The following is a 26,962-nucleotide window of genomic DNA, read 5'->3' on the forward strand; positions in this document are numbered from 1 at the left end:
GTTCGGTGCGACTACGGCGCCGCCACCCGCGCTGATCGCGGTAGCGCACGGCAGTCGTGATCCGCGCTCGGCGGCGACCGTCGCGGAGGTGGTCGGCGCTCTCGCGGCCGCGCGGCCAGACCTCGATGTCCGGACGGCGTTCCTCGATCTCACCGCTCCGTCGGTCGAACAGGTCGTGGACGCCGTTGCCGCCGACGGACATACGCACGCGGTGGTGACACCGCTGCTGCTCGGCAGCGCCTTCCATGCCAGGGTCGACCTGCCCGGCCTGCTCGCCGCCGCCCGCAGCCGCCGGCTCGGTCTGCACCTGACCCAGGCCGACGTGCTCGGCGCCGACGCCGGGCTGATCGGCGCTCTACGCGACCGTGTCCTCGCCGCTGGTGGCGGGCACGCCTCGGCGGGTCGTCGCCTCGGCGTCGCGGTCGCGGCGGTCGGCTCGTCGTCGGCCGCGGCCAACGCCCGCACCGCCGAGGTCGCCACCCGGCTCGCGACCCGCACCGGCTGGCGCACCGAGATCTGCTTCGCGACCACCGAACCGTCGGTGGCCGAGGCGGTTTCGCGGCTGCGCGCCCGCGGTGCGGACCAGGTACTGGTGGCCCCCTGGTTCCTCGCACCCGGTCTGCTGACCGATCGCCTGGCCCACGCGGCGCCGCAGGCGATCCACGCCGAGGTCCTCGGCGCGCATCCGGCACTCACCCAGGTCGTCCTGGATCGTTATCACGCGGCGATCGAGGAGACGCGCGCCCTTTCGGCCTGACCGGAGTGCTCTCCTCGTCGGCTGCGGTGCCGATCGAAAGCCCCGCACGCCCACCGGCACCATCCGGCCGCACATCGTGGACGCCGACGGCGTCGGATCGACCCCGATAGATCGGCCGGGCCGTGGCGACCATCGCCCGGCTGTCGCGGTTCAGCCGAGCAGGTCGTCGATTATGGCGCGGGCGGTGGCGACGCCCCGATCGTCCCCCATCTGCCGGGCGGTGTGCGCCGCGGCGATCACCGCGTCCAGTTCGAAGGCGACCGCTTCGGCGCTGCGTGCACCGAAATGGCCCTGGTCCTGCGCGCGGCGAATCTCCTCGACCAGGAAGGTGAGCCAGTCTCGGCGATCCTGGGCGATGGCATCGCGCACCGGTCCCGGCTTGCTGTCGAACTCGGCGAGGGTCGCGACGCGGAAGCACCCGCCGGGAAAGGCCGGGTGGGCCACCTGACCGAACCAGCGCTCGACCAGGGCGCGCAGGCGCGGGAGTCCGGCGGGTTCGCCCCGGCTCGGGGTGATGACTTCATCGATGAAAACCTGCCGCGCGCACTTCACCGCCGCGAGCTGCAAACTCTCCTTGCTGCCGAAGAGCGTGGCGATGCCGCTCTTGCTCAGGCCCAGATCGGTGGCCAACCGGCCGATGCTGAGGCCGTTGAGCCCTTCGACGGACGCCACGTCGGCGGCGCGGCGGGCGATCGACGCCCGCGCTCGGGCGCCTTTGGCCAACCGCTGATCGGTGTCGTACGACCGGCCTGTGGTGACGGACTCGCTCATGACCTCATTCTTTCACTCCGCTGTTGCACATACGAACGTATGGTCGTAGTTTAACTGAACGAACGATCGTGTGTTTTGTTTCCCTGCTCCGAAGGACTTCCCATGACCGACGCGTCCGTGCGGCTCGACAGCCCGCCGACCGCGACCGCGGCTACCCGCACCTTGCTGATCGCCTGCGGTGCGGCGTTCATCGCCTTCCTCGACCTCTCGGTCGTCAACATCGCCTTCCCCTCGATCGCCCGGGACTTCCCCGGCACGGCCACTACCACGCTGACCTGGGTCGTCAGCGGATATGCGGTCGCTTTCGCCGCGCTGCTCACGCCGGCCGGCCGCTTCGCCGACACGCTCGGGCGGCGCAGGCTGTTCCTCGGCGCGCTCGCCGGTTTCGCCCTCACCTCCCTGCTGTGCGGTCTCGCGCCTACGGCGGGCTGGCTCGTCGCAGGCCGGATACTGCAAGGCGCGACGGCGGCGCTGATGGTCCCGTCCGCTCTCGGCTCGGTACTCGCCGCCACGCCGCGCGAGAAGATCGGCGCGGCCATCGGGGCGTGGTCGGCCTCGGGCGGGTTCGCCGCCGTGGTCGGTCCCGCGCTCGGTGGCGCGCTGGTCGAAGGATTCGACTGGCGGGCGGTTTTCGTGATCAACGTGCCGGTGGCGCTGCTGCTCATCGCGGCGGCGACCCGTATTCCGGCGGACGCTCGCCCTTCCGGCGGCGCGCTACCGGACCCGATCGGCACCGTCGCGGTGGCACTGGGTCTCGGCGGACTGGTCGCGGGCGTCACCGAGGGGCAGCGCTGGGGCTGGACCTCGGCGGGGACCCTGGCCGCCCTGATCGGTGGCGGACTGCTGGTCGTCGCCGCACTGGCGCGTTCGGCGCGGCACCACGATCCCGCCGTCGCCGTGGACCTCTGGCGTAGCAGGTCGTACGCGCTGGCCAACGCGACCTCGTTCGTCTTCGGCGCCGCCATGTTCGCCTGGTTGCTGGCGGGACCGCTGTTCCTGGACACGATCTGGGGCTACTCGGTGCTCGGCTCGGCGGGCGCGATGACCATCGGCGCGGTGGCCTCGATGGTGACGGCCACCGTGGCGGGACGGGTCGGCTCGCCCACGGTCAGGCGATGGCTCGGTGTGCTCGGGGCGCTGATGTTCGTGGCGTGCACCGTGTGGATGAGCACGGATGCCTTCGGTTCCACTCCCGCCCTGTGGTCGGCCTGGATTCCGGCCGGCGTGCTCGGCGGTGGCGGCATCGGGTTCGTCGTCACGGTGCTGGGCACCGCAGCCGCCAGTTCCCTGCCACCGCAGCAGTTCGCCGCCGGGACCGGCATGAATCTGACGGCGCGGCAGGTGGGCGGTGCGCTCGGCGTGGCCGTTCTCGCCGCCGTGTTCGCGGCGCGGACGGACGATCCGCTCGGCGCGTTCCACACCCTCTTCGCCGTGTGCGCGGGCATCGCCGCCGTGTCCGCATGCCTTGCCGCCTTGCCCGCCCGCACCCCCTCCTTCTCCATCGACAGCTAGGGAAACATCATGAGCGACAACGTCATCCGCACCGAAGCCAACGATCCCCTGCTGCTGCCTCCTGCCGAACAGCGACGCCTGCTCGCCGATGCCCCGTGGCAGCGCTACGCGGTGCTCGGCGACTCCATCGCGCAGGGCGTCGGCGATCCGAGCCCGGGTTACGAACCGGTGGGCTGGGCCGACCGCGTCGCCGCCGTGCTCACCGCGGTGCGCCCGGGCCTGGCCTACCTGAACACCGGCCGGATCGGCGCCACCTCCGCCCAGGTTCTCGCCGAGCAGCTGCCGTCGGTGCTCGAATTCCGGCCCGACCTGGTGCATCTCAGCTGCGGCGGCAACGATCTGTTCCTGCCCGGCGGTGATCCCGCCGAGTTACGAGCCAATCTGGACACACTGTTCGGGACGCTGGCCCGCACGGGAGCGCAGATCGTCACCTTCACCCTGGCCGACGTCTGGGAAGTCGAGCGCATGGCGCCGATGCGTCCGATGCGCGAGCGGATGGCCGCGCTCAACGACTTGGTCCGTGAGCTGGCCGGCCGCTACGACGCGCTGCTGCTCGAACTCTGGGACCACCCGCTGCGCCTGCGCCCCGATCTGATGAGCGCCGACCTGATCCACTTCAGCATGAGCGGGCACGCCGTCCTCGCCTCGGACATGGTGCGTACGTTGGCCGAGCACGTGCCCGCGCGGCGCTGACCGGACCGGCGTGGTGGAGGCACCGGCGGGGGGTGCCTCCACCGCATCACGACCGATGTCCGCCCCCGACCGCACCGGATCAGAATGTCGCGCCGGGCCCACTGTCCGGTCCATAGCGTTCGAGCAGTTCGGCGCCGAGGCGGGCCAGTTCGGCGCGGACCTCGGGCGGACCGAGGACCTCGATGGAGCCGCCCCAACCGGCCAGCTGCTGGGCGAGCATCCAGGCGGTCGGGGCGGTGACGCGGACTCGGACGCGACCGTCGTCGGCGGGGCCGTCCACGACGCAGTTCCTGCCCTGCTGGTCACGCAGGATCGGCAACAGGCGTTCGGAGATCAATACGGTGGCGGCGGTGGTCGCCCGCCGCTGCTCCATCTCCTCCACCACCCTCGCCCAGGCGGCGGCGAGATCGAAATCGTCCGGGCGGTGGGCCGGTTCGTCGGTGAGCGACGCCTCGGAGATCCGGTCGACGCGAAACGTCCGCTGCCCCCGCTCGGTTCCGGCGACCAGGTACCAGACGGCGTCCTTGTCCACCAGGCCCCAGGGATCCACGAGACGTTCGGACCGCTCGCCGGTGCGGTTCGCATAGCGCAGCCGCACCTTGTTGCGCTGCACGACAGCTCGTTGCAGCAACGCCACCACCGGCGGCAGCTCGCGATCGGTCGCACCCCAGCGCGCCGGGTCGATCACCACGGCGTCGGCGGCTGCCTGCGCGTCGCCACGGAAAGTCTGCGGCAGCGCCCTGACCAGCTTGCGCAGCGCCGATCTCGCCTCCGGCACCGCACCCGCGGAGGGACCTGCCAGCAGGAACAACGCCCGCGCCTCCCCCGCCGTCAGCCCGCTCAGATCGGTGCGCGCACCGCCGACCAGCGACCATCCCCCGCCGCGTCCCGGCTGCGGATACACCGGCACACCAGCGGCGGAGAGGGCCTCGAGATCCCGGCGCGCGGTGGCCACCGAGGTCTCCAGTTCCGTGGCGACCTGCGCGGCCGTCACCCGGCCACGGGTCTGCATCATCAGCAGGATCGCCACCAATCGGTCCGCTCGCATGGGCACAATTCTGCCGCGGAAAGTGCTCATTCGGTGCGCACTTTGACTCGGATGATGGTTCTACAAGCACCAGAGACGACAACTCGAAGGAGAACCACCATGTTGCGCGGAATGGCGACGAGCACCTTCTACGCCGACGACCTGGAGGCCGCCAAGGACTGGTACACGCAGTTCTTCGGCATTGAGCCCTACTACCACGTCGCGGGCGGCTACTACGAGTTCCGCATCGGCGATTACCAGCACGAATTCGGCATCGTGAACCGCGCCTACGCACCGGCGGGCGCGCACAACGCACCCGGCGGCGCGATCGTCAACTGGCACGTGGACGACCTGCAGGCGACATTCGACCGGCTGCTGGAACTCGGCGCGACGGTCTACGACCCCGTCACCCCCAGGGGAAACGGCGGCGAGGGCGGCTTCGTCACCGCCGCCGTGGTCGACCCGTTCGGCAACGTTCTCGGTCTCATGTCGAATCCGCACTACCTGGAAGTCCTCGCCAAAACCGGTCCCGCGTAACCGGAAGCGGGGACGGCGCGGCGTCGGGCGAAGCCGATGAGCCCCGACGCCGTGCCGCACAGCGGAAACCTGCCACGCGGCCAGGCGGCGCCGGCCCTCGGCTCGCGATTCTTCAGGGCCGGAACCAGCGCTCCAGCACTGTGGCGACGCCGTCCTCGAGGACGTGGCCGGTCACTTCGTCGGCGAGGTCGCGAATATCGGCGGGCGCGTTGGCCATGGCGACCGAATGCGCCGCCCAGCGCAGCATCTCACGATCGTTGTATCCGTCGCCGATGGCCAGCGTCGCTTCGTCCGGCACACCGAGGGCGATGCGCAGTTGTTCCAGGGCCCACCCCTTGGACACGCCCTGCCGGGAAACGGTGACCCACGGCCCGAATTCGCCGTGCACCCAGCTCGCCCCCGGCACGCGCAGGGAGCGCAGCGCTCGCAACATCTCCTCCAGTGAACCGTCCGGCCACCAGCCGTTCAGGCGCGGGGTCGGTTCGCTGCTCAACACGTGGTGGTCGACGAGCAGGTACTCGCCGAGGGAGTATTCGCCGGGACCGGCTCCGGTGGCCCAGGTGCCGACGCCGACCTTCTCCACGGCGAAGATCATCGCGGGAAACAGCGCGCGTAACGCGGTGATCGCCGGTGCGGGATCGAAGGACTGGATCGCGACCGGCTCCCCTCGGGCCACGTCGATCTGCACGGCGCCGTTCGAGCACAGCGCATGTCCCTCGGACAGACCGAGTTCGGTGAGCACGGGACGGGTGGTGAGCAGCGTGCGACCCGTCGTCACCACGACATGCGCACCCGCCGCCACGGCCGCGCGCACCGCCGCGACCACCCGCGTACTGACCGGTGTTCCCGTATCCAGCAGCGTCCCATCCACGTCCAGCGCGATCAGCTGGGGACCCCCGGAGGCCATCAGCCCATTGTGCATCGATGGCGCGGCACCCGTCAGCGAATCCGGGGCCGCGAGACCCGCACGCGGGCCGGACAATTCACCGTCGGCCGCTACCGGCCGCGGGCTCCGCCTCCGGCGCCGCCCGCACCTCCGGCGCCACCCGCGGACGACCCGCCTGCCGACGAGCCCCCGACCGAGCCGGACCGGCCCCGTGAGCCGCTGGACGACGAAGCGCCCGAGGAGTTCCCACCCGGCGACGACGCGCCGCCCGCGCGCCCGCCAGATGCGGAGCCACCGGTCGGGGACGAGCCACCCGACGACGAATTACCGGCCGAACCACCCGAGGACGAACCATGCGATGAGGGGTTGCCACCCGAACCACCCGACGAACCGTGCGACGAGGAGTTGCCCGCCGAACCACCCGACGAACCATGTGACGAGGAGTTGCCACCCGAACCACCCGGCGACGAACCATGCGTCGAGGAGTTGCCACCCGACGACCCACCGGTGGACCCACCGGCCGAGTGATCGGACGACCCGTTCGCGGAAGAATCACTCGTAGAACCACCGGTGGACGCGGTCCCACCGCTGGAGCTCCCTCCGGACGACGTTCCGCTGGAGGAGGTTCCCTCGCCCTCTCCGGACGACGATCCCCCGGTACCTCCAGGAGAGGAATCGCCTGACGAACTCGTGCCGGGGGAGCCGCCGTGCTCACCCGATGCCGCACCGGCACCCGTCGAGCCGGACGTGCCGTTCGACGGACCGCCCGGCGAGTTCCCCGGCGCAGTCCCACCGGAACCCGGACCGGTCTCCGCGGGCGTCGAACCATTCTGCGGTGCGGGGACGGTCGAGCCCGGCGTCCCCACCGGCGGCGTCCCGGCGCCGGGAGCCGGAATCTGGCCCGGTGCGGGCGGTTGCGCGGGCAATCCGGTCCCCTGCCCGGGCAGCGGCAGACCCGGCTGGCCGGGGGTCGATGGCCCGCCTCCACCGGGCGGCTGCGCGATGTCTGCGGGTGCGGGACGCATGACCGGGCCGAACGGCAGTGGGTTCACGAAGTAGGCGGGATCGCCATACCCCCCGTAGCGCGATCCGCGCGGGGCGCAGCAGTTTCGCGGGTGCGAGCCGAGCTGCGACTCGGCCATCGAAGGACCGTAACCGGCGCTGCGCGGAGCCGGCGTGATGAATCGGGTGTAGGCGGAGGTCCGTTGCGCGAGGAACGCGGGCAATGCCCGGCCCGAGTTCCGTGTGGTCGGCGCGGACATCCAGGACCACGCGTCGGCGAGACGCTCGCTTCCGACGTCGACCAGCAGGCTGTCGCTCGGCGCCGCGAGGTCCGGGAGGCGCTCGAGCATCGGTGACAGCTCCGGCACGGTAGGGCCGCCGAACACGGTCACCGCCGACATCGCGACCGCGGAGACCACTGCCGCGCTGGAGAACACCGCGACGCGGGGCGCCACGGCGCGTTCACCCGACGCGCCGAGCGCCATGGTGCGCGCCGCCATGAGAGCGGCCCCGGCGGCGACGGTCTGGCCGGGGTCCGACGAGATCACGACGGGCCGACCGAGTTCGGCGAGAGCGCGTGCCACTTCGGCGGGACGCGATGCGCCGCCCACCAGCAGGACGCAGCCGATATCGGACAGGGTGATGTCCGCCGCACGCACGCAGTCGCGGACCAGTGGGAGCGAGTCCTGTACATGGGTGACGCGCAACCCGTCGATGTCGACGATCGACGTCATCGACAGTCCCGCGGACGCGGCCGACGCGTCGGGGGCGTACCGAGCGATCATCGATCCCAGCGGCCTGCCGCCGAAGTCGTAGGAGCGTACCGGCTTCCCGATCATCGGATGGTTGTCCCAGTCGGGGCCGACGCGCACGATGCTCACGTCGAGGCTGGTGCCGCCGAGGTCGTAGACCAGCACGAAGCCGGTCCGCAGCGGGCCGTGCTCGTGCTCCAGCCATTCCGCGGCAGCGACGGGTTCGGGGACCAGGTGCACGTCGCCGCCCCCGGATAGGTCGAGCGCCTGGCGCAGCAACGCGACCTGCTTATCGGAATACGTTGCCGGGTAGGTGGTCACGACACCGGCCTGGGCAGCCTCCGGCTCGACCGCCCGCAGCTCGTTGACCACCGCCGCGACGAGATTGGCCGGCGACCAGATGCGGCCGCCGACGATCACCGTGTCCGGATCCCGGCCCAGGTCCGCGAAATCCGTGATCGCCGTGCTGAATTGCGCGATCCCGCCGAGGCGTAGTCCGCCCGCGCTGTCGAAGGTCACCGCGGTGCGCCGAGACCGCACCGCCGGGCGTGGTCGTTCCGCACTGACCGAAGCCGTCACGGAGTTCACTGCACCGATGCTGAAACCCAGACCTGTAGTCATTCGCTATCCCGTCAACGCACCGTGACCACGTCCATCACACGGATCTTCCGGTGGCCGCGGTCGTCTTCCAAACAGCCACCACAGGTTAGCTGTTTCGCGTCCACACGGATGCGCAATTGATACGAAGAGTTCGATAGGACGCCACAATCGCCCGAATTACCAGGTGAATACGAGTCGACTCAACTGTCCAGTCCGCTCGACACCGCCAGACGTACTGCACCCCCTTCAATTCCGCTACCTTACAGCGATCTCGTTATCCCGGCTGCAATCCGACCAGCGGACTGTTTATCCCCGCGTAAACACACCTCGTGACAGACACCAACTGGTCGGTAACCATCACTTTGCCAGCGCCGTTCAATGGCGCGAAGGGCAGCCCTGCCGCGAATTAATGACGCATCAACTAGACGTCCGATTCGCGCCAGCATCGCCGCGTGCGCCCGGCTTGACTCGACAGCGGATCCCACCACGGAGGTGAGATCGCGCAAACGGAAAGGGAATGCCGACGATGGCAACACGATTCGCCGAGCAGGTCGTACTGATCACCGGGGCGACCTCGGGTGTGGGCAAAGCGGTGGCGATGCGGGTCGCGAGCGAAGGCGCCGCGGTCGTGCTCGGCGCACGGGGCAAGGACGCGGGCGAGCAGATGGTCGCGGACATCCGCGCGGCCGGTGGCCGTGCGCTGTTCGTGCCGACCGATGTCACGGTGGAACAGGATGTGGCCCGGCTGACCGACGCCGCGGTGTCCGAATTCGGTCGCCTGGACGCGGCATTCAACAACGCGGGCGCCGTGCACGCCTTCGGCCCGGTGGCGCAGATCGATGAGGCGGGCTGGCGCGCCGACCTGGAGCTCAATCTCACCAGCGTGTTCTACGGGCTCCGGCATCAGGTTCCGGCGCTGGCGGCCTCCGGCGGCGGCGCGATCCTGAACAACGCGTCGAATCTCGGTGTGGTCGGCATGGGTTCGGTGGCGCCGTACGTGGCCGCCAAACACGGAGTCGTCGGCTTGACCCGGGCCGTCGCGCTCGAGGCCGCCGACCAGGGCGTACGGGTCAACGCGCTGGTGTCGGGGGCCGTCGACACGCCCGCGTTCCGGAACTCGATGGGCGCGACGCCCGAAGGGGTGGCCGCCATCGCGGCGCTGCACCCGGTGGGCCGCATCGCCGTGCCGGAGGAAATCGCCTCGTTCTGCGCCTACTTGCTCAGCGGCGAAGCGAGTTTCGTCACCGGCGCCGCGCTGGCCATCGACGGCGGTTTCACCGCGCGCTGAACTCCGGAACGTGGGACCGCCTCGGGATACCGGTGTGACCGGGGTATCCCGAGGCGGGGTTCGTCAGGCGCGGGCCAGCAAGCGGCGAACGCGGCCGGGGCGTGCCGCGGCTGCTCCACCGGCACGGACGGCGGGCTGCCGCAGCCGCACCAGCCGATCGAACTCCGCGGCGGTACCGGCGGGTTCGGGCAGGCGGCCCGCGTTGAAGTCCGCGGCCAGCTGCCGCACGGTCTCCTGCGCACAGGACTTGTTGGTGCCGATGAAACCGGTCGGCCCGCGCTTGATCCAGCCGGTCACGTAGGTGCCGGTGACCACCGGCCCGCCCGCGCGTTCCAGGACCACCCGGCCGTCCACGTTCGGGATCACCGCGGCCTGCTCGTCGAACGGCAGACCCGGCAGCGCGACACCGCGATAGCCGACCGAGGTGAGCACCAGGCCCGCCTCCAGCCGCTCGGTCTCCCCGGTGGGGACGGCACGAACGCGACCGTCCGGATCGGTGACCAGCTCGTTGCGGCCGACCTCGATGCCGGTCACCCGATCGGTCCCGAGGATCTCGGTGGGCGCGGACAGATAGCGGAAGACGATGCGCTTGCGCTCCCCGACCGGCCGCGTGCGCGCACTGTGCAGCAGACCTAGCTTCTGTTCGACGTGGAAGGGCAGTTCCGGGCCGCGTTCGGGCAGCTCGCCCTCCACCACGATGTCCACATCGCAGCCCAGCAGGCCGACGAATTCCGGCACCGTGAAGGCGGATTCGAGCGGGCCGCGCCGGCCGAGCACGACCACTTCCTCGATTTCGCTCTCCCGCAGCGCGCGCAGCGCGTACGGCGCGATGCCGGTGCTCGCCAGCGTCTGCGGGTCGCTGGTCAGCACGCGGGCGACGTCGAGGGCCACATTGCCGTTGCCGACGATCACGGCGCGCCGGGCGGACAGATCGAAGGCGTGGTCGGCGTGATCGGGATGCCCGTTGTACCAGGCGACGAAGTCGGTGGCCGGCACGGTGCCCGCCAGACCCTCACCCGGGATGCCCAGCTTGCGATCGGAGGACGCGCCGACCGCGTAGATCACCGCGTGGAAGTGGTCGAGCAGTTCGGCGTGCGAGATGTGCGCGCCGATGTCGACGTTCAGGTACGCACCGAAGCCCGGCTGCGCCGAGATGACGTCGAACAGCTCGCCGACCTTGCGGGTCTTGTCGTGGTCCGGCGCGACGCCGTGCCTGGCCAGCCCGTAGGGCACCGGCAGCCGGTCGAACACGGTGACCGATACCTCGGGCTGGGTCAGCAGTTCGTCGGCGGCGTACATCGCCGACGGCCCCGACCCCACGATCGCCACCCGCAGCGGCGCGCCCTCGGTGTCGATCCGCGCCGCGGGCACCGGGCGCGCCAGCAGCGGGCGCGGCCGGGTCTGCCGGTAGAAATCGGCGTTGATCTCGATGAACGGCTTCTGCTCAGCGGTCAGCTTCTTCGATGACACGATGGCGTCGACCGGGCACGCGGTGGCGCAGGCGCCGCAGTCCACGCACGCCTTCGGGTCGACGTACAGCATCTCCGCCGTCCGGAAGTCCGGTTCGTCGGGCGTGGGATGGATGCAGTTGACCGGGCAGGCGTACACGCAGGACGCGTCGCTGCAACAGGACTGGGTGACGACGTACGGCATACCGGCTCAGGCGACCTTGCTCGCGGCGCGCAGCGGCTCCGACCGGTACCGGGTGCTGGGACCGTCGATCCCGAGCGCCTTCCAGACCGCCTTGGCGACCGGGTTCATCAGCCCGATGTCCTTGGCCAGGGCGCGCACGTCGCAGAAGTAGTCGCTGAAGACCTGCTTGGCCTCCTTCGAGCCGTAGAACAGCTCCTTGCGGACCTTCTCCGGGATGTCGAACTCGGTGAAGAACGAGCGCGGCGGGGTGACGATGGCGCGACCGAGGATCCACATGACGATCGGCATGGCCAGCGAGAGGACGAACTTCTGCGCGGGCTTCGCATGCGGCACATGGTTCTTCAGGAACTCGTGCGCGAAGGAGATGTGCCTGGCCTCCTCGGCAACGTGGATGGCCATCACGCCGCGCATGATCGGGTGCACGTCCTCGCCCGAGCGCAGAATCTGCTTCTGGATGTGGTCGATCGGTTCCTCGCCGGCCAGCACGGCCATGAAGAACAGGTTCGGGAACCAGGCCGCCACGGGCGCGCCCAGGTACTTGAACTTGCTGACCAGCGGGCCCATGCCGGGCACGTCCAGCCCGATCCGGTTGACCATCTCCTGGAACATCAGGGTGTGGTTGTGCTCCTCGATCATCTCGTGGGAGCAGTACCGGAACTCCGGCGAACCGTTCGGCAGGCCGAAGTTGTGGATGACCATGCCACTGATCAGGATCGACTCGAACTGCAGGCCGACCTTCGCGATGTTCGCCTGCCGGTACTTGCCGACCGCGATCTTCTGTTCGTGCGACAGCGCCTGGTACCAGGGGTGGCGGGCCACGGTGTCGGCGGACACCGGCAGGATCCAGCGCTCTTCGCCCGCGTCGGCGGCGAAGTCGGGGTTATCCCAGTCGATGTCCTCGAACGGGTCGAAGTGCTTGTTGACCGATCCCTCGGAGAGCAGCAGCAGCTTCGCGGCGTACTCCTGCGCCTTCTCCAGATCGGGATCGACTGCGGGTGTCACGGCTGCGGACATCGTCGTCACTGCCTCTCCTCGATGGAACCGTTTAACTGTATCCCATAGTTACACCAACGGAGAGTTACGTCAACCCGACAGTTGCTAGGGCCGTCCGGCGATGCGCGCCCTCATCACGCGCACCGCCGGACGGCCCTGTTTCATCGCGGCCCCCCTGTGCCTAACTCACCAGCACCCCGTCCCCGGCCGCCAAGATCGAGGTCCCGAACCCGAAGACCGCCGACGTGCTGGTGACGACCATCACCCGGCCCAGCCTGCGCCGGGTGCGGCGCGACAGCATCAGGGCACGCGTGGCGGCGCGACGACGGGCACGGCGGCGCCTGGCATGGCGCAGCTCGGCCGCGGCCTCGGCCGCGGCAGCCGCCCGCCTGCCGATGATCGCCGCGCCGTCGGCGGTGGTCCGCTCCGGGTCCGGCGCGGTGATCACCGGCCTGGCCAGTTCCGCGGCGAGCACCTCGGCCACCTCCGCCGGTCGCGCCGCACCTCCGACCACCAGGACGCAGTCGACGTCGGCCATGGTCACGTCCGCGACCCGCAGACAGCGGTAGACGAGTTCGATGGACTCCCGGACATGGCGGGCGCGCAGCTCACCGGCGATGCCGTCGGCGACCGACTCCGAGACCGAGTTCGAGGTCAGGCCCGGTCCGGCATGCGCGGCGATCAACGCGCCGAACGCGCGTCCGCCGAATTCGGTCGACCGCAGCGAGACGCCGACGATCGGATTGTGCGGGCACCCGGCGCCCACGCGGACCAAGGTGACGTCCAGCCCGGCGCCGCCGAGATCGTAGACCAGCGCGAGGCCGGGCATCAGCGGACCGCGGTCGGCTTCCAGCCAGGCCGCCGCGGCGACGGGTTCGGCGACCAGCGCGACCTGCCCGAGGTCGACCCCGTCCAGTGCCGCACGCAGCGCGTCCACCTGCTCATCGGCGTAGCGGGCCGGATAGGTCAGCGCGATGCCGAGCCCGGCGGCACCCGGCGGCTGATCCTGCACCGCCTCGCCGACCAGGCATTTGGCCACCGTGGCGACGAGGTCCGCCGGTGCGAGCGCGCGATTGCCAACCCGCGCCCACGTGCTGGAACGCTGCGTGAGGTCAGCGAATTCGGTGACCGCGCGACCGTGTCGGGGAATCATGCCGACCTTCGCCACGCCGGTGCTGTCGAAGGTCAGCGTGGTGCGCCGCGTGATGGTCTGCGGGCGCTGCGTTTTGCGTCGCCCCGGCGGAGCTTTGGCCGAACCTTCCTCCGCGAGAACGGAAACCGTGTTCACCGTACCGATGCTCAACCCGAGACCAACCGCCATCGCAATCCACCCGATCGCCGTGCCGATTTGCTTCGAACGTCGTCCAGGCAACCACTCCGCGATCTTCATGCCAACCCCGGACAACCGATTGTCCGCAAGCCGCCTGTCCGCGACCGCGCCGCGTGCGCGCTCCGCGACACCCTCACCTGGCACACCAGCGCTACGCATGCCGTCCAGTCGGATTTCCTTGCGACACGCGGGGATAGACGGTGCCCGGTAGAAGTTTGCCGGTTTCCCGCTTCCAGGCCGAGCCTCGATCGGCGAACCATTCCCACATGCGGAGACTCGCGGCGACGAGTCAGCACAGGAAGGTGCGGGATATTAACCGAGGCGACAGTCTGTCGAGCGGGCGATGCCAGTGGCTCCGGCACCGCCCGCAGGGGCCGAGTCGATCGTCGTTACGGCAGCCACGCACGCCCGGGCCCGGCGGACAATCGCGACACAGCCGGGGAAGGGATGCGCGCACCGAAATGTCCGATCTCACAGCAACCCTCCAGCGCTGCATCTCTCAGCCAAGCGAGGACGCGCCGGGCTCCCTCGAACCCGCCAGGTTCTGTCTCCTAATGATCCGAGCAGGCTCATGCTCGCCATCATCGCCGCCGGACGGCATTCGAGGCCGCGGGTTTCACCAGCGGCGGACCCCGCCAGGGAAACCGGTCGCGACCAAAAGATGCGATCAGGGGAATACAGACCGGTTGATACGGGTCGATACCAGTCCCGCGCCCCAAACGCCACGGCCGCGATTACCCAACCCGCACCCGCCTCGGGCCGGGACGCCCGCCAGGAACACCACAGCATCAACAGGATCAGTGGGATGTGACCGAGGGCGAAGGCCTCCATCGACATCGGCGCGATATGCTGCGACACCCACGCCGCGAACCCCGGTCTCTCCTCCAAGGTATGCACGACGTAGACCGCGAACGGCGCGAAGAACAACCATCGAACTCCGGTCAGGTCCCAGCTTCGCCTCGGCTTGCCAGCACGGGCAATTGAACAGACATCGTGGACAACCTCCCACATTAGAATGTCACATGCGAATGTTACCATGCTTTCGGCGGGCGGGATGTTCCATCGCGGCGCGATGAAAGGTGATGCGCGGACAGAGGTCGGCACGGGTGCGCGAGGAGGTCGACATGGGGCGAGGGCATGATCACGGGGTGTCGGTGGCGGATGCCGGTAGCGCCTCCGGGAAATATGTGCGGCGGCTGATCCTGGCGATCGGCTTGGGTCTGGTCACGTTCGTGACCCAGCTCGTCGTCGGGTTGTCGACCTCATCGCTGGCGTTGCTGTCGGATTCCGCGCACGTGTTCGGTGTCGTGATGGCGCTGGTGGCGATCCTGGTGGCCCGCCCCGCGCCCCGGCGGGTCGACCGCTCCTACGGGATGTACCGCGCGGAATGGTCGCGGCACCGGAACTCCTGGCCGACTCCTACCACCTCAACCACGGCGCGCGCGCACACCCTGCAGGTCGAAGCCGCCAGCATGGCCGAACGCTGCAAGCGGCTGTCCTGGTAGCCCAACCCACTCGGGATGACCAGTCAGCCCACCGCACCCGCCGATGCAGGCGGCCAACGCGACGCCATGACCGGGCCTGTCGCAACCGCCCGCCCGCCCGAGCCGTCGACCCGGCGCGTCGGCTGCCCCCCGAGGTGGGCGGGTCGGGTCATCGTCGCACCCGGCGTCATCGTCTATCTCGGCCCAGGTGCGGCCGCTGACGAGCATGCCCATCACGCAATCCAATTCGTCTGGGGCCTCGACGGCGAGCTCGACATCGAACTGGGCGAGCATCGCAGGCAGGTCAGAGCCGCCCTCATCCCTGCCGACACCGCACATCGATTCGACGCCCACGGCGGGCGGATCGCCCTGGTGTTGATCGACCGCTCCGGTCGCCGCGGCACCGGCCTACAGCACCGCGCCGTCGACCTGGCGGGCACCGATCTGACACAGCAACTCGCGACGTTCGCGCCACCCGAAACCGACATGACCGCCGAAGAGGCCATCGCCTGGTGCGAGGGTCTGATCACTGCCCTCGGCATCGACGCCATCCCCGCGGCACCGCTCGCGCCGCCCGTCGCGCAAGCCCTCGCCTACCTCCGCGGCGAAATCTCTGGCACACCACGGCTATCCTCGGCCGCCAAGCACGCAAACGTCTCGCCGACCTGGCTCACCCACACCTTCTCCCGGCAGATCGGCATCCCCTTCCGCCGCTACGTGCTATGGATGCGCATCCAACGCGCGGTCGACGAACTGTGCCGCGGCGCCGACCTCACCACCGCCGCCAGCCACGCCGGGTTCAGCGATTCGGCACACCTGAGCCGGGTGTTCCGCACCAACTTCGGGCTGGCGCCCTCGACCCTGCTCTACAACACCACACTCCTCGGCGGCAGCTGAGCGCACCCACAACGACCGCAACATTCAAGCCCGAGACCCCGACCCGACCTACCGTCAGATCATGGACCCCCACCTGCGCCCCACCACGTTCCTGGACTACAACCACCCCCGGCTACAGCAACTCATCGGCGAGCGCGGCTGGACCGACCTGCCCACACCCGACCGCATCGCCGCCGTCTACACCTTCGTCCGCGACGAAATCCCCTTCGGCTACAACGCCTCCGACGACATCCCCGCCTCCGCCGTGCTCGCCGACGGCTACGGCCAATGCAACACCAAAACCACCCTGCTCATGGCGCTGCTGCGCGCCCTCGACGTGCCCACCCGCTTCCACGGCGCGACCATCCACAAAAGCCTGCAACGCGGCATCCTCACCGGCGCGCTTTACCACATCGCACCCCGCGACATCATCCACAGCTGGGCCGAAGTGCAGCACGAGCGACGGTGGGTAGGTCTGGAAGGGGTCATCCTCGACCGCCCATACCTCGACGGAATCCGCGCCAAATTCCCCGACCGACGCGACCGGTTCCTCGGCTACGGCGTCGGCACCACCAACCTCACCCAACCACCCATCGATTGGAACGGCACCGACACCGCCATCCAATCCACCGGCGTCAACAACGACTACGGCACCTACCACGACCCCGACACCTTCTACCGCCAACACGGAACCAACATCCGCGGCCTCCGCGCATGGCTGTTCAACCACCACATCCGGCACATCATGAACCGCAACGCCGCCGCCGTCCGATCCTGCACCCCCAGCAGCCCCTCGGCAGCCCGACTCCGCACGTCTCCGAGCAGCCGCGCGGGTAAGTAGGTCTATCTATGATGACTGCACTGCTACCTCTCGCCTACGGGTACATGCGCGATGACTTGATCCATGATTGCGACCGTGACGCGGGTGAGGACACTTTGCGGGCCGCCGCCAGGTCACTCGGCTACGAGCTGGCCACCGTGTTCCATGAACCATCACCGCAGAGCGGACTACTCCCACCGGCGTTCGTCGACCTGGTCCAGGAATGCCGCCGCGCCGCCGCGCACATGGTGCTCACCTTGGAGGGGCACATGTCGAACACGTCCATGTCCCGAATGGTCCTGCACGAGGTCTTGCACGCACGCGCCGAGGCCGTCGTCCACGAAATAGGAGACTGAGCGCCGCACAGGACTACTGCCCACCTACGTATCCGTCGAAGAAGGCCGTGCTGGCCGTGCAGCGGAAACTGAGGACGATCCGGCGGTCGAACCGAACCAGCCCCTCGATGACCTGGTGCGGCGCGTGAACGCGACAACGCGGGGATGGTGCGGCTATTTCCGGCCCGGTGCCTCATCGGCCCCCTCGCCTATCTGAACCACTAGTCACCACCAACTCGCGACACTTGATCACGGGAAGCTTCCGGTCCTACGGGCCGACTCCACAAGATGATCCGGGGAATGCAAACCGATTGAACACGGACCCTTGCCAGCCCGGCATGCCGACACCGTTGCGAGCGTGGCACCGAAGTAAAATCCGCGCCCACGCGCGCCGGTCATGTGCACGTGGGCGTTATCGGTCACGGTCCGTCGTTCGGCGCTCCGAACACCAGCAGCCGGGCTGCCCCAGCTCATTCGACCCCTACAGCGGGACTGCCCCGTGTCGGTTGACTCGCGGGGTGTGTAGTTCAGGCGGCGAGCCGGCCCCTATCGGGGATCTCATACTCGGTCACTTGGATCGAACGGACCTATCACCGGCGCCGCCGCAACGACTCGGTCGCCTGACCCCGCGGCCACGTCCGGAAGTGGACGCAGGCACGCAGCATTGACAACTCGGGACAGGCTGGTCCAAGCGCCGCGTCACAGACGGCGGAGGGTTGGCGCAGATGGGATAGAATAGACAAGCATCTTGCCTATAATGTGGATATCTGGCGAATCCAGCAGTCGTTGCAGAGGAGATGGTCGTGTGTAAGTACAAGGGCCTTGTCGGCGATGCGGCACCGGCCACGGCGGTGTGCCCCCATCGGCCTGGTGGACGATCGGCAGGGTTGGCCGCGATGCATGCGGTCATCGGCGCGGCCCCCATCGGTGGGTTCTCGGCGAAGCTCTCCGGTGAACCGGGAACTCGAATCGACTTGATCGGCATCGCGCATCGCAGCGAATCTGCGAACTGGGCGGCATCAGCGGGCGCCGGATGCGATTGCCATCGCACAGATGGGATCGACGGCTGTGGCTGACGAAGCGACATCTTTCCCCAGGTATATAACTCGCGATATCGAGCTTCCTCTGCATCTCCCGGTCGGCGAATACTCAGAGTTCCTGAGATGCGCTATAAAAACGGGCGAGTCGGCGATCGACAGGCTAGCGGACCTGCTGCGTCCAGGCACTCCGGCCGACCCCTCCCAGGCAGTGTTCGTGCAGCGGCACGAGTTGCGGTTGGACAGGCTGGAGGAGATCAGTGGAAATTCTCTCCTTCACCACAGATATATGAATGTGGTCAAAAGGGCAGAGGGCGTAAGGGAGTTGATAGCCAATTCTTCCGAGGCCGTGAGCGATGCGAAAGGTAAGGTTTCGACCGTCCTCAGTCAGTCGCTCGGGCGCATCGAGGACTCCGTTCTGTCCCTCAACGAGATGTTGGAATCTGCGTCCGTGGGCGCTGGAAACAGGATTCCGCTCCGAACCCAGGCAGACCTGGCCGAGGCCATAGACAGGACCCTCGGAACTGCGGTGGACGAGGTTCGTGGCGCCGCGGATAAGATGCGTGAAGTGGTGCGTGATGTCGACTGGCACAGTTCTCGAGTGGACGACAGCTAGGTGTCCGGACATCAACCGCGGTGTGTGGCCGGACCAGTTCAGCCCTGTCTGTTCACCAGAATGGTCAGGGTGCGATGCAGCTCGGTCATCCGCTCTGGGCCGAGAACGCTCTCCCAGTCTCGTTCCAGTGCTCGCATGCTGCGGTGCAGCACGCGGGTGGCCATGCGGCCGCGTGGCGTGAGGCAGACCAGCTTCGCGCGGCGGTCGCCGGGGTCGTCGATCCGGGTGAGGTAGCCTGCGCGTTCGAGTGTCCCAACGACCTGCGCGGCGGCTTGACGCGTTACTCCGAGCTTGGCCGCCAGATCCGACGCCCGCACACCGCCACCCAACAGGAGAGGGAGCAACTGCAGGGCGTGCCGTGGGAGTAGATCAGGCATGCCGTTGTCGGCGAACGCTTCAGACAGTTTCAGGCTGTTCAAACGGGCAAGGCGGTAAACCAAGCCTGGTGGCGCGGCCGAGGGAGGGCTGGTGGGGGGTTCGCTCACCCTGCGTATTCTGCCACTTGCAATATGGCAGGTTCCTTGCATAATAGTCGGGCGGCGACCAGGACGAATCCGTCACCCCACAGCAGTGCTGTTCCGCGCTCCTCCGCAGGCCCCCCAATGGATGGTCGATCATGCATTTCACGAAGTATTCACTCGAAAGTCCCTCGGAATCGCGCACCAGGGTGCTGACCGTGGCCGTGCGATCGCCCTCCACTCGCTGGTGTCGATCGCGATGTTCGCGCATGTCGGGTGAATGCCCGCCGGGGTCGCCGGTCAAGCCTGGCAGGGGTGCGCCCGGTCTGCGCAGACTACGGGTCGTATGGTAGTCGCGGCTTATGCGTGAGGCATTGGCGGGCCGGATTGCCCGAATGCGTATCGGGTTCGCCGCGCTGATCACGTCGCCGGACTTGTCGCTCACGGATGTTGTCGCTGGTAAACGTGGTCTGCTGGACGTGGCGTCGCCGCATCTGCTGTATGGCGTGGTGTATGCCGTGACTCAGGATGTGCCGGTTTCGGTGTGGTCGGCATTGATCTGGGGTGGCGGCTCGGTATCAGCTCGGATGATCTTCGGGCAGCCCACACGACAAGCCGTCGGCGGACTCGCGCTCGCAGTGTTGTCGGGGCTGCTGGCTGTCACCACAGGCCGCGGTGTCGACTTCTATCTGCCGCACATGCTGCGCGGCATGGCATGGGGAGTGCTTCTGCTGCTTTCGCTGCTGGGACGCCGTCCTCTTGTCGGTGTGCTCGTCGGGCCGGTGGTCGGCGGGACGGCATGGCGTCGGGACCGGAACTTGCTGCGGGCTTATCGGCAGTGCACCGCCGTCTGGGCGGCCATAATCGGCTTGCGGACGGCGGTGCACATACCGCTGTACTTCGCGAACAATGTTGTCGCTCTCGGGATCGCGCACCTACTCGCAGGGGTTCCGTTGTTCACTGTCATGGTGTGCGTCAACCTGCGGATTCTGCGCCGCGGCTATGCCGCTTACCGGGCCGGGCAGCCCGCAGCCTCTACTTCGGCCTTGGACGTGTAACGAATCTCGGGGTAATACGGCCCCATGCCCGACTTCGGGTCGGCGGGATCAGCGTTCTGGATCGATTGCCGAAAATCCTTGGTCGGCAGCATATTTCGCATAATCAACAGGTTCGATCCGGAGTCGTTGGGCAGCCATCCGATGCCGCAGCCGCCGGTGGTGTTCGCCGGCCGATCGTTCGAGGGTGACACAACGATGGTGTAGAAGCCGTCGGCGCCAATAGTCGTCTCGTCATCGACGACGCATGCGGCAACGGCGGTCGAGACGGGGTTATTGCTGCACAGCGACCAGTACCGCACTTGCCCCGAGCCCATTATCGACTGCTTTTGGTACGTGGCCGGGGTGGTCGGCAGCTTTCCCCGGATCACCGCCACTCGGTTCGGCTCGAGGAGGGTGGCCAGGTACTTGTTGTCCGGGTTGGGGTAGTAGCCGCCACCTGCGGCAGGTATCCAGTCCGATCCGTGCGGTGATGTCCTTCGGGCGGGCAGCCGCACCGGTCCGGGCGGATTCAGGGCGTGTGGATCGTAGATCGTGGCGTCAGCGACACAGTCGGACAGCTCGTGCTCCACACCATCGGACAGAGCGAAGGTGAGGTGGGGCAGATTGGTGCCGCCCGTGGAATCGAGCCCCGTGTCAGGCCGGTAGACGCGGTAGGCGACTGGGATAACGCCCGTGACCTCACCCAGGTAGAGGGTGTTGGCCTCCGGCTGCGGAGGCGGCGCGCCCACTACGACGCGAACGGTGTACTCGCGCGCCGAGGCCTCGCGATCGGCGCCGCTGCCGAACGGGTTGACGCTGCCGGCATCGGCGGTGATGACCTGATCATTGAGCGCTCCGATCACCTCTCGCTTGGAGTAAGCCGTAAACGACATGTACCGCGCATGGGGAAAGGTGCCACGGATGGTCAGGATCCCCCCGGGAATCGCTGGCAGGATAGTCGTCCAATAGTTTGCGAATGTGTCCGGGAAGGCGGCGTTGACCGTGCCTGCACCCATCCGCGGGCTCCAGCCGCAGGCAAGGTTATCCGCGACACTGCTGTCGGGAGCGGCCGCAGCGGGGGCAGGCTCTGTCGCAGCCGGTACGGCCATCGCGCATCCCAGGACCGCCGCCAATACCGCCGACAGTATCCCAGGGCGCCGACTCGGCGGCACACCTCCAGCTCGGAGATTAGCAAGGCACTTTAGTATTTTCAAGATAGCTCTCCAACTTGGATCGAGACATCAGCTTACTTCCGCTATTGTATAGACAAGCTCCTTGCCTATACTAGGCGGGTCCGGAACCTTGTTGCGGGCCGACCCCTCTGCAGGCTCGTGCCCAAGAGCGAGGCTCATGCGCCCCTGGCCCGGTGTCGATGGGAGTTGTTACGTGCGTCGGACAGATGGATACGAAGGATCGAGAACTGAGTTATGGATTTCCCGCGATACCCACTTCTCCAGATATTTGAACTGAAACTTCTTGGTTGCCTTGCTCGTTGAGGGTTGTGTGAGTGATCAGGACGCGCGGCGGTTGTCGCCCGCTGCGCAGGAGGTGGTGCGGTTGCGGGTGGTGGCCGCGCTGGAGTCGGAGCGGGTACGCAGCTACGGCGAGGCGGCGGAAGTGTTCGGTGTCTCGCGGCGATCGGTGGGCACGTGGTGGCGTGGACCGATCAGTGCGGGCTGCGCAGCGACACTGCCCCGCCGGGGCGTAGCTGGGCGCCGAAGGGCAGCACACCGGTGGTGCGGGTCAGCGGCAAACGCCTGCGCGTGAACATCATGTCCGCCATCGCTTTTCGTGGCGCACTGTGGTTTTCGGTGTTCACCGGCCGCTTCACCGCGAAGGTGTTCATCACCTTTCTCGACCGGCTCGCCCGCCAGGCCGGGCAAGGTCCATGTCATCGCCGACCGGCACCCGGTGCACCGCAGCAAGGCGGTCACCGCCTGGCTGGCCGCCAACGCTCACCGCGTCGAGCTGCATTTGATGCCCGGCTACAGTCCCGAGCTCAACCCCGACGAGATCCTGAACGCCGACATCAAACGGCACGTTCACCCCGCCCGCGCCCGCTCCCGCGACGACCTCGCCCACGAAACCCGCCGCTTCCTGCACCGCCGACAACGCCAACCCGACATCGTGCGCGGCTACTTCCACGCCCCACACGTCCGCTACACGACCCTGGAGGAAATGACATAGTTTCGGCTCAAATAGTTAGCTCGTCGGCCGAGTCAATCGGCCGGCCGTCATCGGTGCGGCGGCGGCGCGTGGTCGCCGCGGCAATCGCCGCCCTCGTTGCGGCGGCCTGCTCCATGCCTTCCACATCATCTGATATTCGCCCGGAAGCAACAGGTGCCGAGGCCGTCTTTCCTGGTTCGGGATGGAAGCAGGTGGACCCAGCCGATGCGGGTTTCGACCCTGTGGTGTTGTCTACCCTCGTTTCCGAGGCGGAGGCAGCCAGCTCGTCGTGTCTGGCGGTTGTGCGCGACGACAAGGTCGTGGTCGATGAGCACGGGCCGGGTCCGGATATGAATCCCACAGAGGCGTTCTCGGTGACCAAGTCGTTGACTGGGCTTCTGGTCGGTGTCGCGCTGAGGCGTGCCGAGTTGTCTTTGTCCGACAGAGTTGCCGACTACATACCCCAGTGGCGTGACACACCCTCGGCGGGGGTGACGGTAGAACATCTCCTCACCAACACCTCGGGTCGGGAATGGGATGCTGCAATCGACTACCGGGAGATGGCAGTGAGGGCGGCAGACAAGTCGGCGTTCGCTATCGGCCTCGGCCAAGAGGCCGCGCCAGGGACCGAGTGGGTGTACAACAACTCGGCGGTGCAGGTGCTTGCGAAGGTCCTGCAGACAGCGACCGGGGTGCATCCATCCGACTATGCGGAGGAGCACATCTTCGGCCCACTCGGGATGGATGCTTCCCGACTCGGACGGGATCTTTCCGGCGGAGCGATGACGTTCATGGGCCTGAAGACGACCTGCCTCGACCTCGCTCGCCTCGGAGTCTTCATGCTTCACCATGGGAATTGGAAGGGCGTGCAGATCGTGGACGCCGACTATATACGGGCCTCGGTTACCCCGAGTACCAACCACAACCGAGGCTACGGGCGCCTGTGGTGGTTGAATGCCGAGGGAGCCGTAGCATTACCCGCGCTCGCTGTCACCGGTCGAGGCGATCAGCAAATCCGTATGGGTCCGCTGATTCCGTCCGCTCCCCGCGACACATTCTGGGCATTAGGTTTCAACAACCAGATACTCGCCGTGGTGCCAGAACAAAACGTCGTGGCCGTCCGGCTAGGCCCGAAACCGCCCCCAGCAGCGCCGTTCGGCTTCCAACAACTCACCACCGGTGTGCTCGAGGCGATCCGGTAATCCTTCCTCACCGGACTCTCACCAACCGGAGAAGAGAGGGCCGGGGCGCTGGCGCCTGCACCCAAAGTGGCTATGTCAACTTGAAGTGGCCCCGGTGTGACGGTTTGACTCGGCCCTGACCGACTGGGAGTGTCGGGTAAACGGCTCTGGCTCACTGCCGGTGGCTCGAGGTGATGGTCTGACGGCACGATGCCTCGGTGAGTGTGGTGGATATTGCTATCGAACTTGCGTTCTCGGGTTTGTCAGCGCTGGTGATCGATGACGTTGTCGACGCGGGTTCGCGGGTCGTTGTTCGGGCCAGGACGGCGCCGGGCCCTGCGATGTGCTCGCGCCGCGGCGCGGCGTCGGCGAAGCTCCACAGCTATCACCGTCGGACCGTCGCCGATCTGCCGGTCGATGGCCGCCTGGTGGTCCTGCGCGCCACCGCGGCCACACCGCACTCGGCGGACATCCACCAGCGGCCCGCGTCCCCAACCTCTCGGGTCAGTACATCTAGTGCATGGGCAGTTCCGGGATCCGCGTGGCACGCACGTAGACCGTCTCCCCGTCCGAGAGCCGCAGCGCCTCCGCGTCGCCCCGGGTGACCTGCGCGGCGAACAGGTCGCCGGTCGCGGCGTTGCGCAACTCCACGCGCACCTCGAAACCGAGATGGACGACGCGCTCGACCGTCGCCCGGGTGACCCCCGCGGACTCCGCGGTGCCCTCGTGCTCGGCGCGCGCCATGCCGGGGTCACGGCCGACGCGAATGTCGTGCGGCCGCACCAGATGTCCGTTCAGCCGGGCCACCGCGCCCAGGAACGACATGACGAACTCGTTGGCGGGCCGGTCGTACACGTCCTCGGGGGTGCCGATCTGCTCGATGCGGCCCTTGTTCATCACCGCGATCCGGTCGGCGACGTCGAGCGCCTCCTCCTGGTCGTGGGTGACCAGCACGGTGGTCACGTGGACCTCCTCGTGCAGGCGGCGCAGCCAGGTGCGCAGGTCCGCGCGAACCTTCGCGTCCAGTGCGCCGAACGGTTCGTCCAGCAGCAGCACCTGCGGATCGACGGCGAGCGCGCGGGCCAGCGCCATGCGCTGGCGCTGGCCGCCCGACAGCTGCGCCGGGTAGCGGTGCTGGAAGCCGTCGAGTCCGACGATGCCGAGCAATTCGTCTACACGCTTGCTGATCTCGTTCTTCGGGCGCTTGCGGATCTTCAGGCCGAAGGCCACGTTGTCGCGCACGGTCATGTGCTTGAACGCCGCATAGTGCTGGAACACGAAACCGATGTCGCGTTTCTGCGGCGGCACCCGGGTGACATCGCGGCCCGCGATGCTCACCACACCGGAGTCCAGCGACTCCAGCCCGGCGATCGAACGCAGCAGCGTCGACTTGCCCGAGCCCGAGGGGCCGAGCAACGCGGTGAGCTCCCCGGAGGGGATGTCGATGGTGACGTCATCGAGGGCCGCGAACGTGCCGTAGTTCTTGTTCGCGTTGATCACGGTAATCACTTTGCGCCCCGCTTACGTTCGAGGAGAGTCATCAGCAGAAGGGTGACGAGGGCTATGCCCATCAGCAAGGTCGCCGCGGAGTAGGCGCCGAAGGTGTTGTGGTCGTTGATGTAGCGGCCGTGCACGAGCAGCGTCAGCGTCTGCGACTTGCCGGGCAGCGCCGAGGACACCATGATCACGGCGCCGAACTCGCCGAGCGCGCGGGCCACGGTGAGCACCACGCCGTAGGTCAGGCCCCAGCGGATCGCCGGAAGCGTGATCCGCCAGAACGTCTGCCACTTGGACGCGCCCAGTGTGGCCGCGGCCTGCTCCTGGTCGTCGCCGATCTCGTGCAGCACCGGCTCGACCTCACGCACCACGAACGGCAGCGTGACGAAGATGGTGGCGATCACCATGCCGGGCAGGTTGAAGATGACCTTGAAGCCCAAGTCCTCCAAGCCGCCGAACCACCCGCCGACGCCCCAGAGCAGGATCAGCGAGACGCCGACGACCACCGGCGAGACCGCGAACGGCAGGTCTACGATGCCTTGAACCAGGGTGCGACCGGGGAACTTTCCGCGGACCAGAGCGAGCGCCGTCACGATGCCGAAGATCACGTTGACCGGTACGACGATCGCCACGATCAGGATGGACAGCTGGAACGCCGAGATCGCCGCGGGCGTGGTGATCGAGTCGACGAACGCGCCGACGCCCCGCTCGAAGGTGCGCCACAGGATGACGACCAGCGGCAGGACCAGCAGGATGAACAGGTAGCCGAGCGCCACGGTCCGCAACGAGACGCGGGTCGACGGAGACAGATTCATCGAGCCGCCTGTTCCTTGCGGGCGCTGCGTTCGGCGAGCAGCCGCAGCACGAGCAGCGTCGCGAACGAGATGGCCAGTAGCGCGACCGACACGGCCGCCGCGTTCACCGGCCGGTCGATCTCGATCTGCTTCTGGATGTACTGGGAGGCCATCTCGGTCTTGCGCGGAATCGCACCGCCGATCAGCACCACCGAACCGTATTCGCCGATCGCGCGGGCGAAGGCCAGGCCCCCGCCGCTGATGATCGCGGGCGTCAGCGCGGGCAGCACGATCCGGCGGAAGGTGGTCCAGTTGTTCGCGCCCAGCGACAGCGCCGCCTGCTCGACCTCGCGATCGGCCTCGATCAGCACCGGCTGCACCGAACGCACCACGAACGGCAACGTGACGAACGCCAGCGCCACCACCAGACCCGGCTGGGTCGCGTTGAGGTGGATGTCGATCGGGCTCTGCGGCCCGTACAGCGAGAGCAGCACGATGCTGGCCACGATCGTCGGCAGCGCGAACGGCAGGTCGATCAGCGCGTTGACGATGCTTTTGCCGGGGAACTGGTCGCGGACCAGCACCCAGGCGATCAGCGTGCCCATCACCACGTTGATCAGCGCCACCACCACTGAGACCAGCACGGTGATGCGCAGCGAGTCCAGTGCGGCGGGCGCGGTGACGGCGTCGACGAAGCCGGACCAGCCGTCCTCGAAGCTCGTCACGGTGAGCGCCGCCAGCGGCAGCAACACGATGATGCTCAGCCACAGCACCGCGGTGGCGATGCCCAGCGGGCCGACCGAGCCGGTCACGCGCAGCCATGACCAGTTCCAGCGGCGGCTCTGGCGCGCGGCGTGGGA

At 68.0% G+C, this 26,962-nt stretch carries 25 protein-coding genes and 2 pseudogenes; 15 read left to right on the forward strand and 12 right to left on the reverse strand.

All coding sequences use genetic code 11. The features are described from left to right. The first annotated feature begins 31 nt into the window (after positions 1–31). The gene (locus tag LTT66_RS04020) at positions 32–757 is read left to right on the forward strand and encodes a sirohydrochlorin chelatase (RefSeq protein ID WP_233068982.1); all 726 of its coding nucleotides are present in this window, start codon (positions 32–34) and stop codon (positions 755–757) included. Between the two features lie 150 nt (positions 758–907). Here the strand turns inward: LTT66_RS04020 and LTT66_RS04025 are convergent, their stop codons facing one another. Next, positions 908–1,528, reverse strand: coding sequence for a TetR/AcrR family transcriptional regulator (locus tag LTT66_RS04025; protein WP_233063930.1), 621 nt, complete (start codon positions 1,526–1,528; stop codon positions 908–910). 102 nt (positions 1,529–1,630) lie between these two features. On the opposite strand from LTT66_RS04025, the gene LTT66_RS04030 reads away from it, so the two are divergent. Both LTT66_RS04030 and LTT66_RS04035 read left to right on the forward strand, forming a co-directional pair. Further along, positions 1,631–3,040, forward strand: coding sequence for an MFS transporter (locus LTT66_RS04030; RefSeq protein ID WP_233063933.1), 1,410 nt, complete (start codon positions 1,631–1,633; stop codon positions 3,038–3,040). A 9-nt stretch (positions 3,041–3,049) separates the two neighbouring features. Further along, positions 3,050–3,733 carry an SGNH/GDSL hydrolase family protein gene (locus LTT66_RS04035; RefSeq protein WP_233063935.1) on the forward strand — a complete coding sequence of 228 codons (684 nt, stop codon included), beginning with the start codon at positions 3,050–3,052 and terminating at the stop codon, positions 3,731–3,733. Positions 3,734–3,812: 79 nt separating this feature from the next. Here LTT66_RS04035 and LTT66_RS04040 read toward each other — a convergent pair whose 3' ends face one another. Then, positions 3,813–4,781, reverse strand: coding sequence for a helix-turn-helix transcriptional regulator (locus LTT66_RS04040; RefSeq protein ID WP_233063937.1), 969 nt, complete (start codon positions 4,779–4,781; stop codon positions 3,813–3,815). A gap of 99 nt (positions 4,782–4,880) precedes the next feature. On the opposite strand from LTT66_RS04040, the gene LTT66_RS04045 reads away from it, so the two are divergent. Continuing rightward, positions 4,881–5,297 (forward strand): VOC family protein, encoded by a 417-nt coding sequence (locus LTT66_RS04045; RefSeq protein ID WP_233063940.1) that lies wholly within the window; start codon positions 4,881–4,883, stop codon positions 5,295–5,297. 112 nt (positions 5,298–5,409) lie between these two features. Here LTT66_RS04045 and LTT66_RS04050 read toward each other — a convergent pair whose 3' ends face one another. Then, positions 5,410–6,204, reverse strand: coding sequence for an HAD family hydrolase (locus LTT66_RS04050; RefSeq protein WP_233063941.1), 795 nt, complete (start codon positions 6,202–6,204; stop codon positions 5,410–5,412). 89 nt (positions 6,205–6,293) lie between these two features. After that, positions 6,294–8,525 carry an Hsp70 family protein gene (locus LTT66_RS37035; RefSeq protein WP_269821995.1) on the reverse strand — a complete coding sequence of 744 codons (2,232 nt, stop codon included), beginning with the start codon at positions 8,523–8,525 and terminating at the stop codon, positions 6,294–6,296. A 538-nt stretch (positions 8,526–9,063) separates the two neighbouring features. Between LTT66_RS37035 and LTT66_RS04060 the strand changes: the two genes are divergently transcribed. Next, entirely contained in the window at positions 9,064–9,825 is a 762-nt protein-coding gene (locus LTT66_RS04060) for an SDR family NAD(P)-dependent oxidoreductase (RefSeq protein ID WP_181721303.1), read from the forward strand. Positions 9,826–9,888: 63 nt separating this feature from the next. On the opposite strand, the gene LTT66_RS04065 is transcribed toward LTT66_RS04060, so the two are convergent. The 3 genes from LTT66_RS04065 to LTT66_RS04075 all read right to left on the reverse strand — a co-directional run bounded on the left by LTT66_RS04065 (position 9,889) and on the right by LTT66_RS04075 (position 13,759). After that, the gene (locus LTT66_RS04065; protein ID WP_233063944.1) at positions 9,889–11,478 is read right to left on the reverse strand and encodes an FAD-dependent oxidoreductase; all 1,590 of its coding nucleotides are present in this window, start codon (positions 11,476–11,478) and stop codon (positions 9,889–9,891) included. 6 nt (positions 11,479–11,484) lie between these two features. Then, the gene (locus LTT66_RS04070) at positions 11,485–12,492 is read right to left on the reverse strand and encodes an AurF N-oxygenase family protein (protein ID WP_233068983.1); all 1,008 of its coding nucleotides are present in this window, start codon (positions 12,490–12,492) and stop codon (positions 11,485–11,487) included. Positions 12,493–12,652: 160 nt separating this feature from the next. After that, entirely contained in the window at positions 12,653–13,759 is a 1,107-nt protein-coding gene (locus LTT66_RS04075) for an Hsp70 family protein (protein ID WP_233063945.1), read from the reverse strand. 1,166 nt (positions 13,760–14,925) lie between these two features. On the opposite strand from LTT66_RS04075, the pseudogene LTT66_RS04080 reads away from it, so the two are divergent. The 6 genes and pseudogenes from LTT66_RS04080 to LTT66_RS04105 all read left to right on the forward strand — a co-directional run. Next, a pseudogene (locus tag LTT66_RS04080) lies at positions 14,926–15,189 on the forward strand (cation transporter); the annotation flags it as partial. Positions 15,190–15,321: 132 nt separating this feature from the next. Then, positions 15,322–16,182, forward strand: a complete 861-nt coding sequence (locus LTT66_RS04085) for a helix-turn-helix transcriptional regulator (RefSeq protein WP_233063946.1) — start codon at positions 15,322–15,324, stop codon at positions 16,180–16,182. A gap of 61 nt (positions 16,183–16,243) precedes the next feature. Continuing rightward, positions 16,244–17,002, forward strand: a complete 759-nt coding sequence (locus LTT66_RS04090) for a transglutaminase-like domain-containing protein (RefSeq protein ID WP_233063947.1) — start codon at positions 16,244–16,246, stop codon at positions 17,000–17,002. A gap of 8 nt (positions 17,003–17,010) precedes the next feature. Further along, on the forward strand, positions 17,011–17,337 hold the full coding sequence (locus LTT66_RS04095; RefSeq protein ID WP_233063948.1) for a hypothetical protein: 327 nt from the start codon (positions 17,011–17,013) through the stop codon (positions 17,335–17,337). Positions 17,338–17,461: 124 nt separating this feature from the next. Next, the gene (locus LTT66_RS04100; protein WP_233068984.1) at positions 17,462–17,533 is read left to right on the forward strand and encodes a hypothetical protein; all 72 of its coding nucleotides are present in this window, start codon (positions 17,462–17,464) and stop codon (positions 17,531–17,533) included. Between the two features lie 851 nt (positions 17,534–18,384). Further along, entirely contained in the window at positions 18,385–18,969 is a 585-nt protein-coding gene (locus tag LTT66_RS04105) for a hypothetical protein (protein WP_233063950.1), read from the forward strand. A gap of 38 nt (positions 18,970–19,007) precedes the next feature. On the opposite strand, the gene LTT66_RS04110 is transcribed toward LTT66_RS04105, so the two are convergent. Beyond that, positions 19,008–19,454, reverse strand: a complete 447-nt coding sequence (locus tag LTT66_RS04110; protein ID WP_233063951.1) for a MarR family winged helix-turn-helix transcriptional regulator — start codon at positions 19,452–19,454, stop codon at positions 19,008–19,010. 368 nt (positions 19,455–19,822) lie between these two features. Between LTT66_RS04110 and LTT66_RS04115 the strand changes: the two genes are divergently transcribed. Continuing rightward, on the forward strand, positions 19,823–20,485 hold the full coding sequence (locus LTT66_RS04115) for a DUF3159 domain-containing protein (protein WP_195098152.1): 663 nt from the start codon (positions 19,823–19,825) through the stop codon (positions 20,483–20,485). Here LTT66_RS04115 and LTT66_RS04120 read toward each other — a convergent pair. Next, the gene (locus tag LTT66_RS04120) at positions 20,437–21,480 is read right to left on the reverse strand and encodes a hypothetical protein (protein WP_233063952.1); all 1,044 of its coding nucleotides are present in this window, start codon (positions 21,478–21,480) and stop codon (positions 20,437–20,439) included. The two genes, LTT66_RS04115 and LTT66_RS04120, sit on opposite strands and share 49 nt — an antisense overlap. A gap of 487 nt (positions 21,481–21,967) precedes the next feature. Here LTT66_RS04120 and LTT66_RS37345 point away from each other — a divergent pair, with 487 nt between their 5' ends. The 3 genes and pseudogenes from LTT66_RS37345 (at position 21,968) to LTT66_RS04130 (ending at position 23,832) form a co-directional block, all read left to right on the forward strand. After that, complete coding sequence (locus LTT66_RS37345) at positions 21,968–22,231, forward strand: helix-turn-helix domain-containing protein (protein ID WP_408638742.1); 264 nt, start codon at positions 21,968–21,970, stop codon at positions 22,229–22,231. Continuing rightward, positions 22,117–22,651 (forward strand): annotated as a pseudogene (locus LTT66_RS04125) (IS630 family transposase). Before LTT66_RS37345 ends, LTT66_RS04125 begins: the two are co-directional and overlap by 115 nt. A gap of 68 nt (positions 22,652–22,719) precedes the next feature. Continuing rightward, the gene (locus LTT66_RS04130) at positions 22,720–23,832 is read left to right on the forward strand and encodes a serine hydrolase domain-containing protein (RefSeq protein WP_233063955.1); all 1,113 of its coding nucleotides are present in this window, start codon (positions 22,720–22,722) and stop codon (positions 23,830–23,832) included. 492 nt (positions 23,833–24,324) lie between these two features. Here the strand turns inward: LTT66_RS04130 and LTT66_RS04140 are convergent, their stop codons facing one another. From LTT66_RS04140 to cysT, 3 genes are read right to left on the reverse strand one after another with little or no spacing between them, the layout of a single operon-like run. Then, positions 24,325–25,320, reverse strand: coding sequence for a sulfate/molybdate ABC transporter ATP-binding protein (locus LTT66_RS04140; RefSeq protein WP_233063956.1), 996 nt, complete (start codon positions 25,318–25,320; stop codon positions 24,325–24,327). Then, on the reverse strand, positions 25,317–26,123 hold the full coding sequence (cysW, locus tag LTT66_RS04145) for a sulfate ABC transporter permease subunit CysW (RefSeq protein ID WP_233063958.1): 807 nt from the start codon (positions 26,121–26,123) through the stop codon (positions 25,317–25,319). The genes LTT66_RS04140 and cysW overlap by 4 nt, the downstream gene beginning before the upstream one ends. Then, positions 26,120–26,920, reverse strand: coding sequence for a sulfate ABC transporter permease subunit CysT (cysT, locus tag LTT66_RS04150; RefSeq protein ID WP_233068986.1), 801 nt, complete (start codon positions 26,918–26,920; stop codon positions 26,120–26,122). The genes cysW and cysT overlap by 4 nt, the downstream gene beginning before the upstream one ends. Positions 26,921–26,962: the final 42 nt, after the last annotated feature.

Source organism: Nocardia gipuzkoensis (assembly GCF_021183645.1).
Lineage (GTDB): Bacteria > Actinomycetota > Actinomycetes > Mycobacteriales > Mycobacteriaceae > Nocardia > Nocardia abscessus.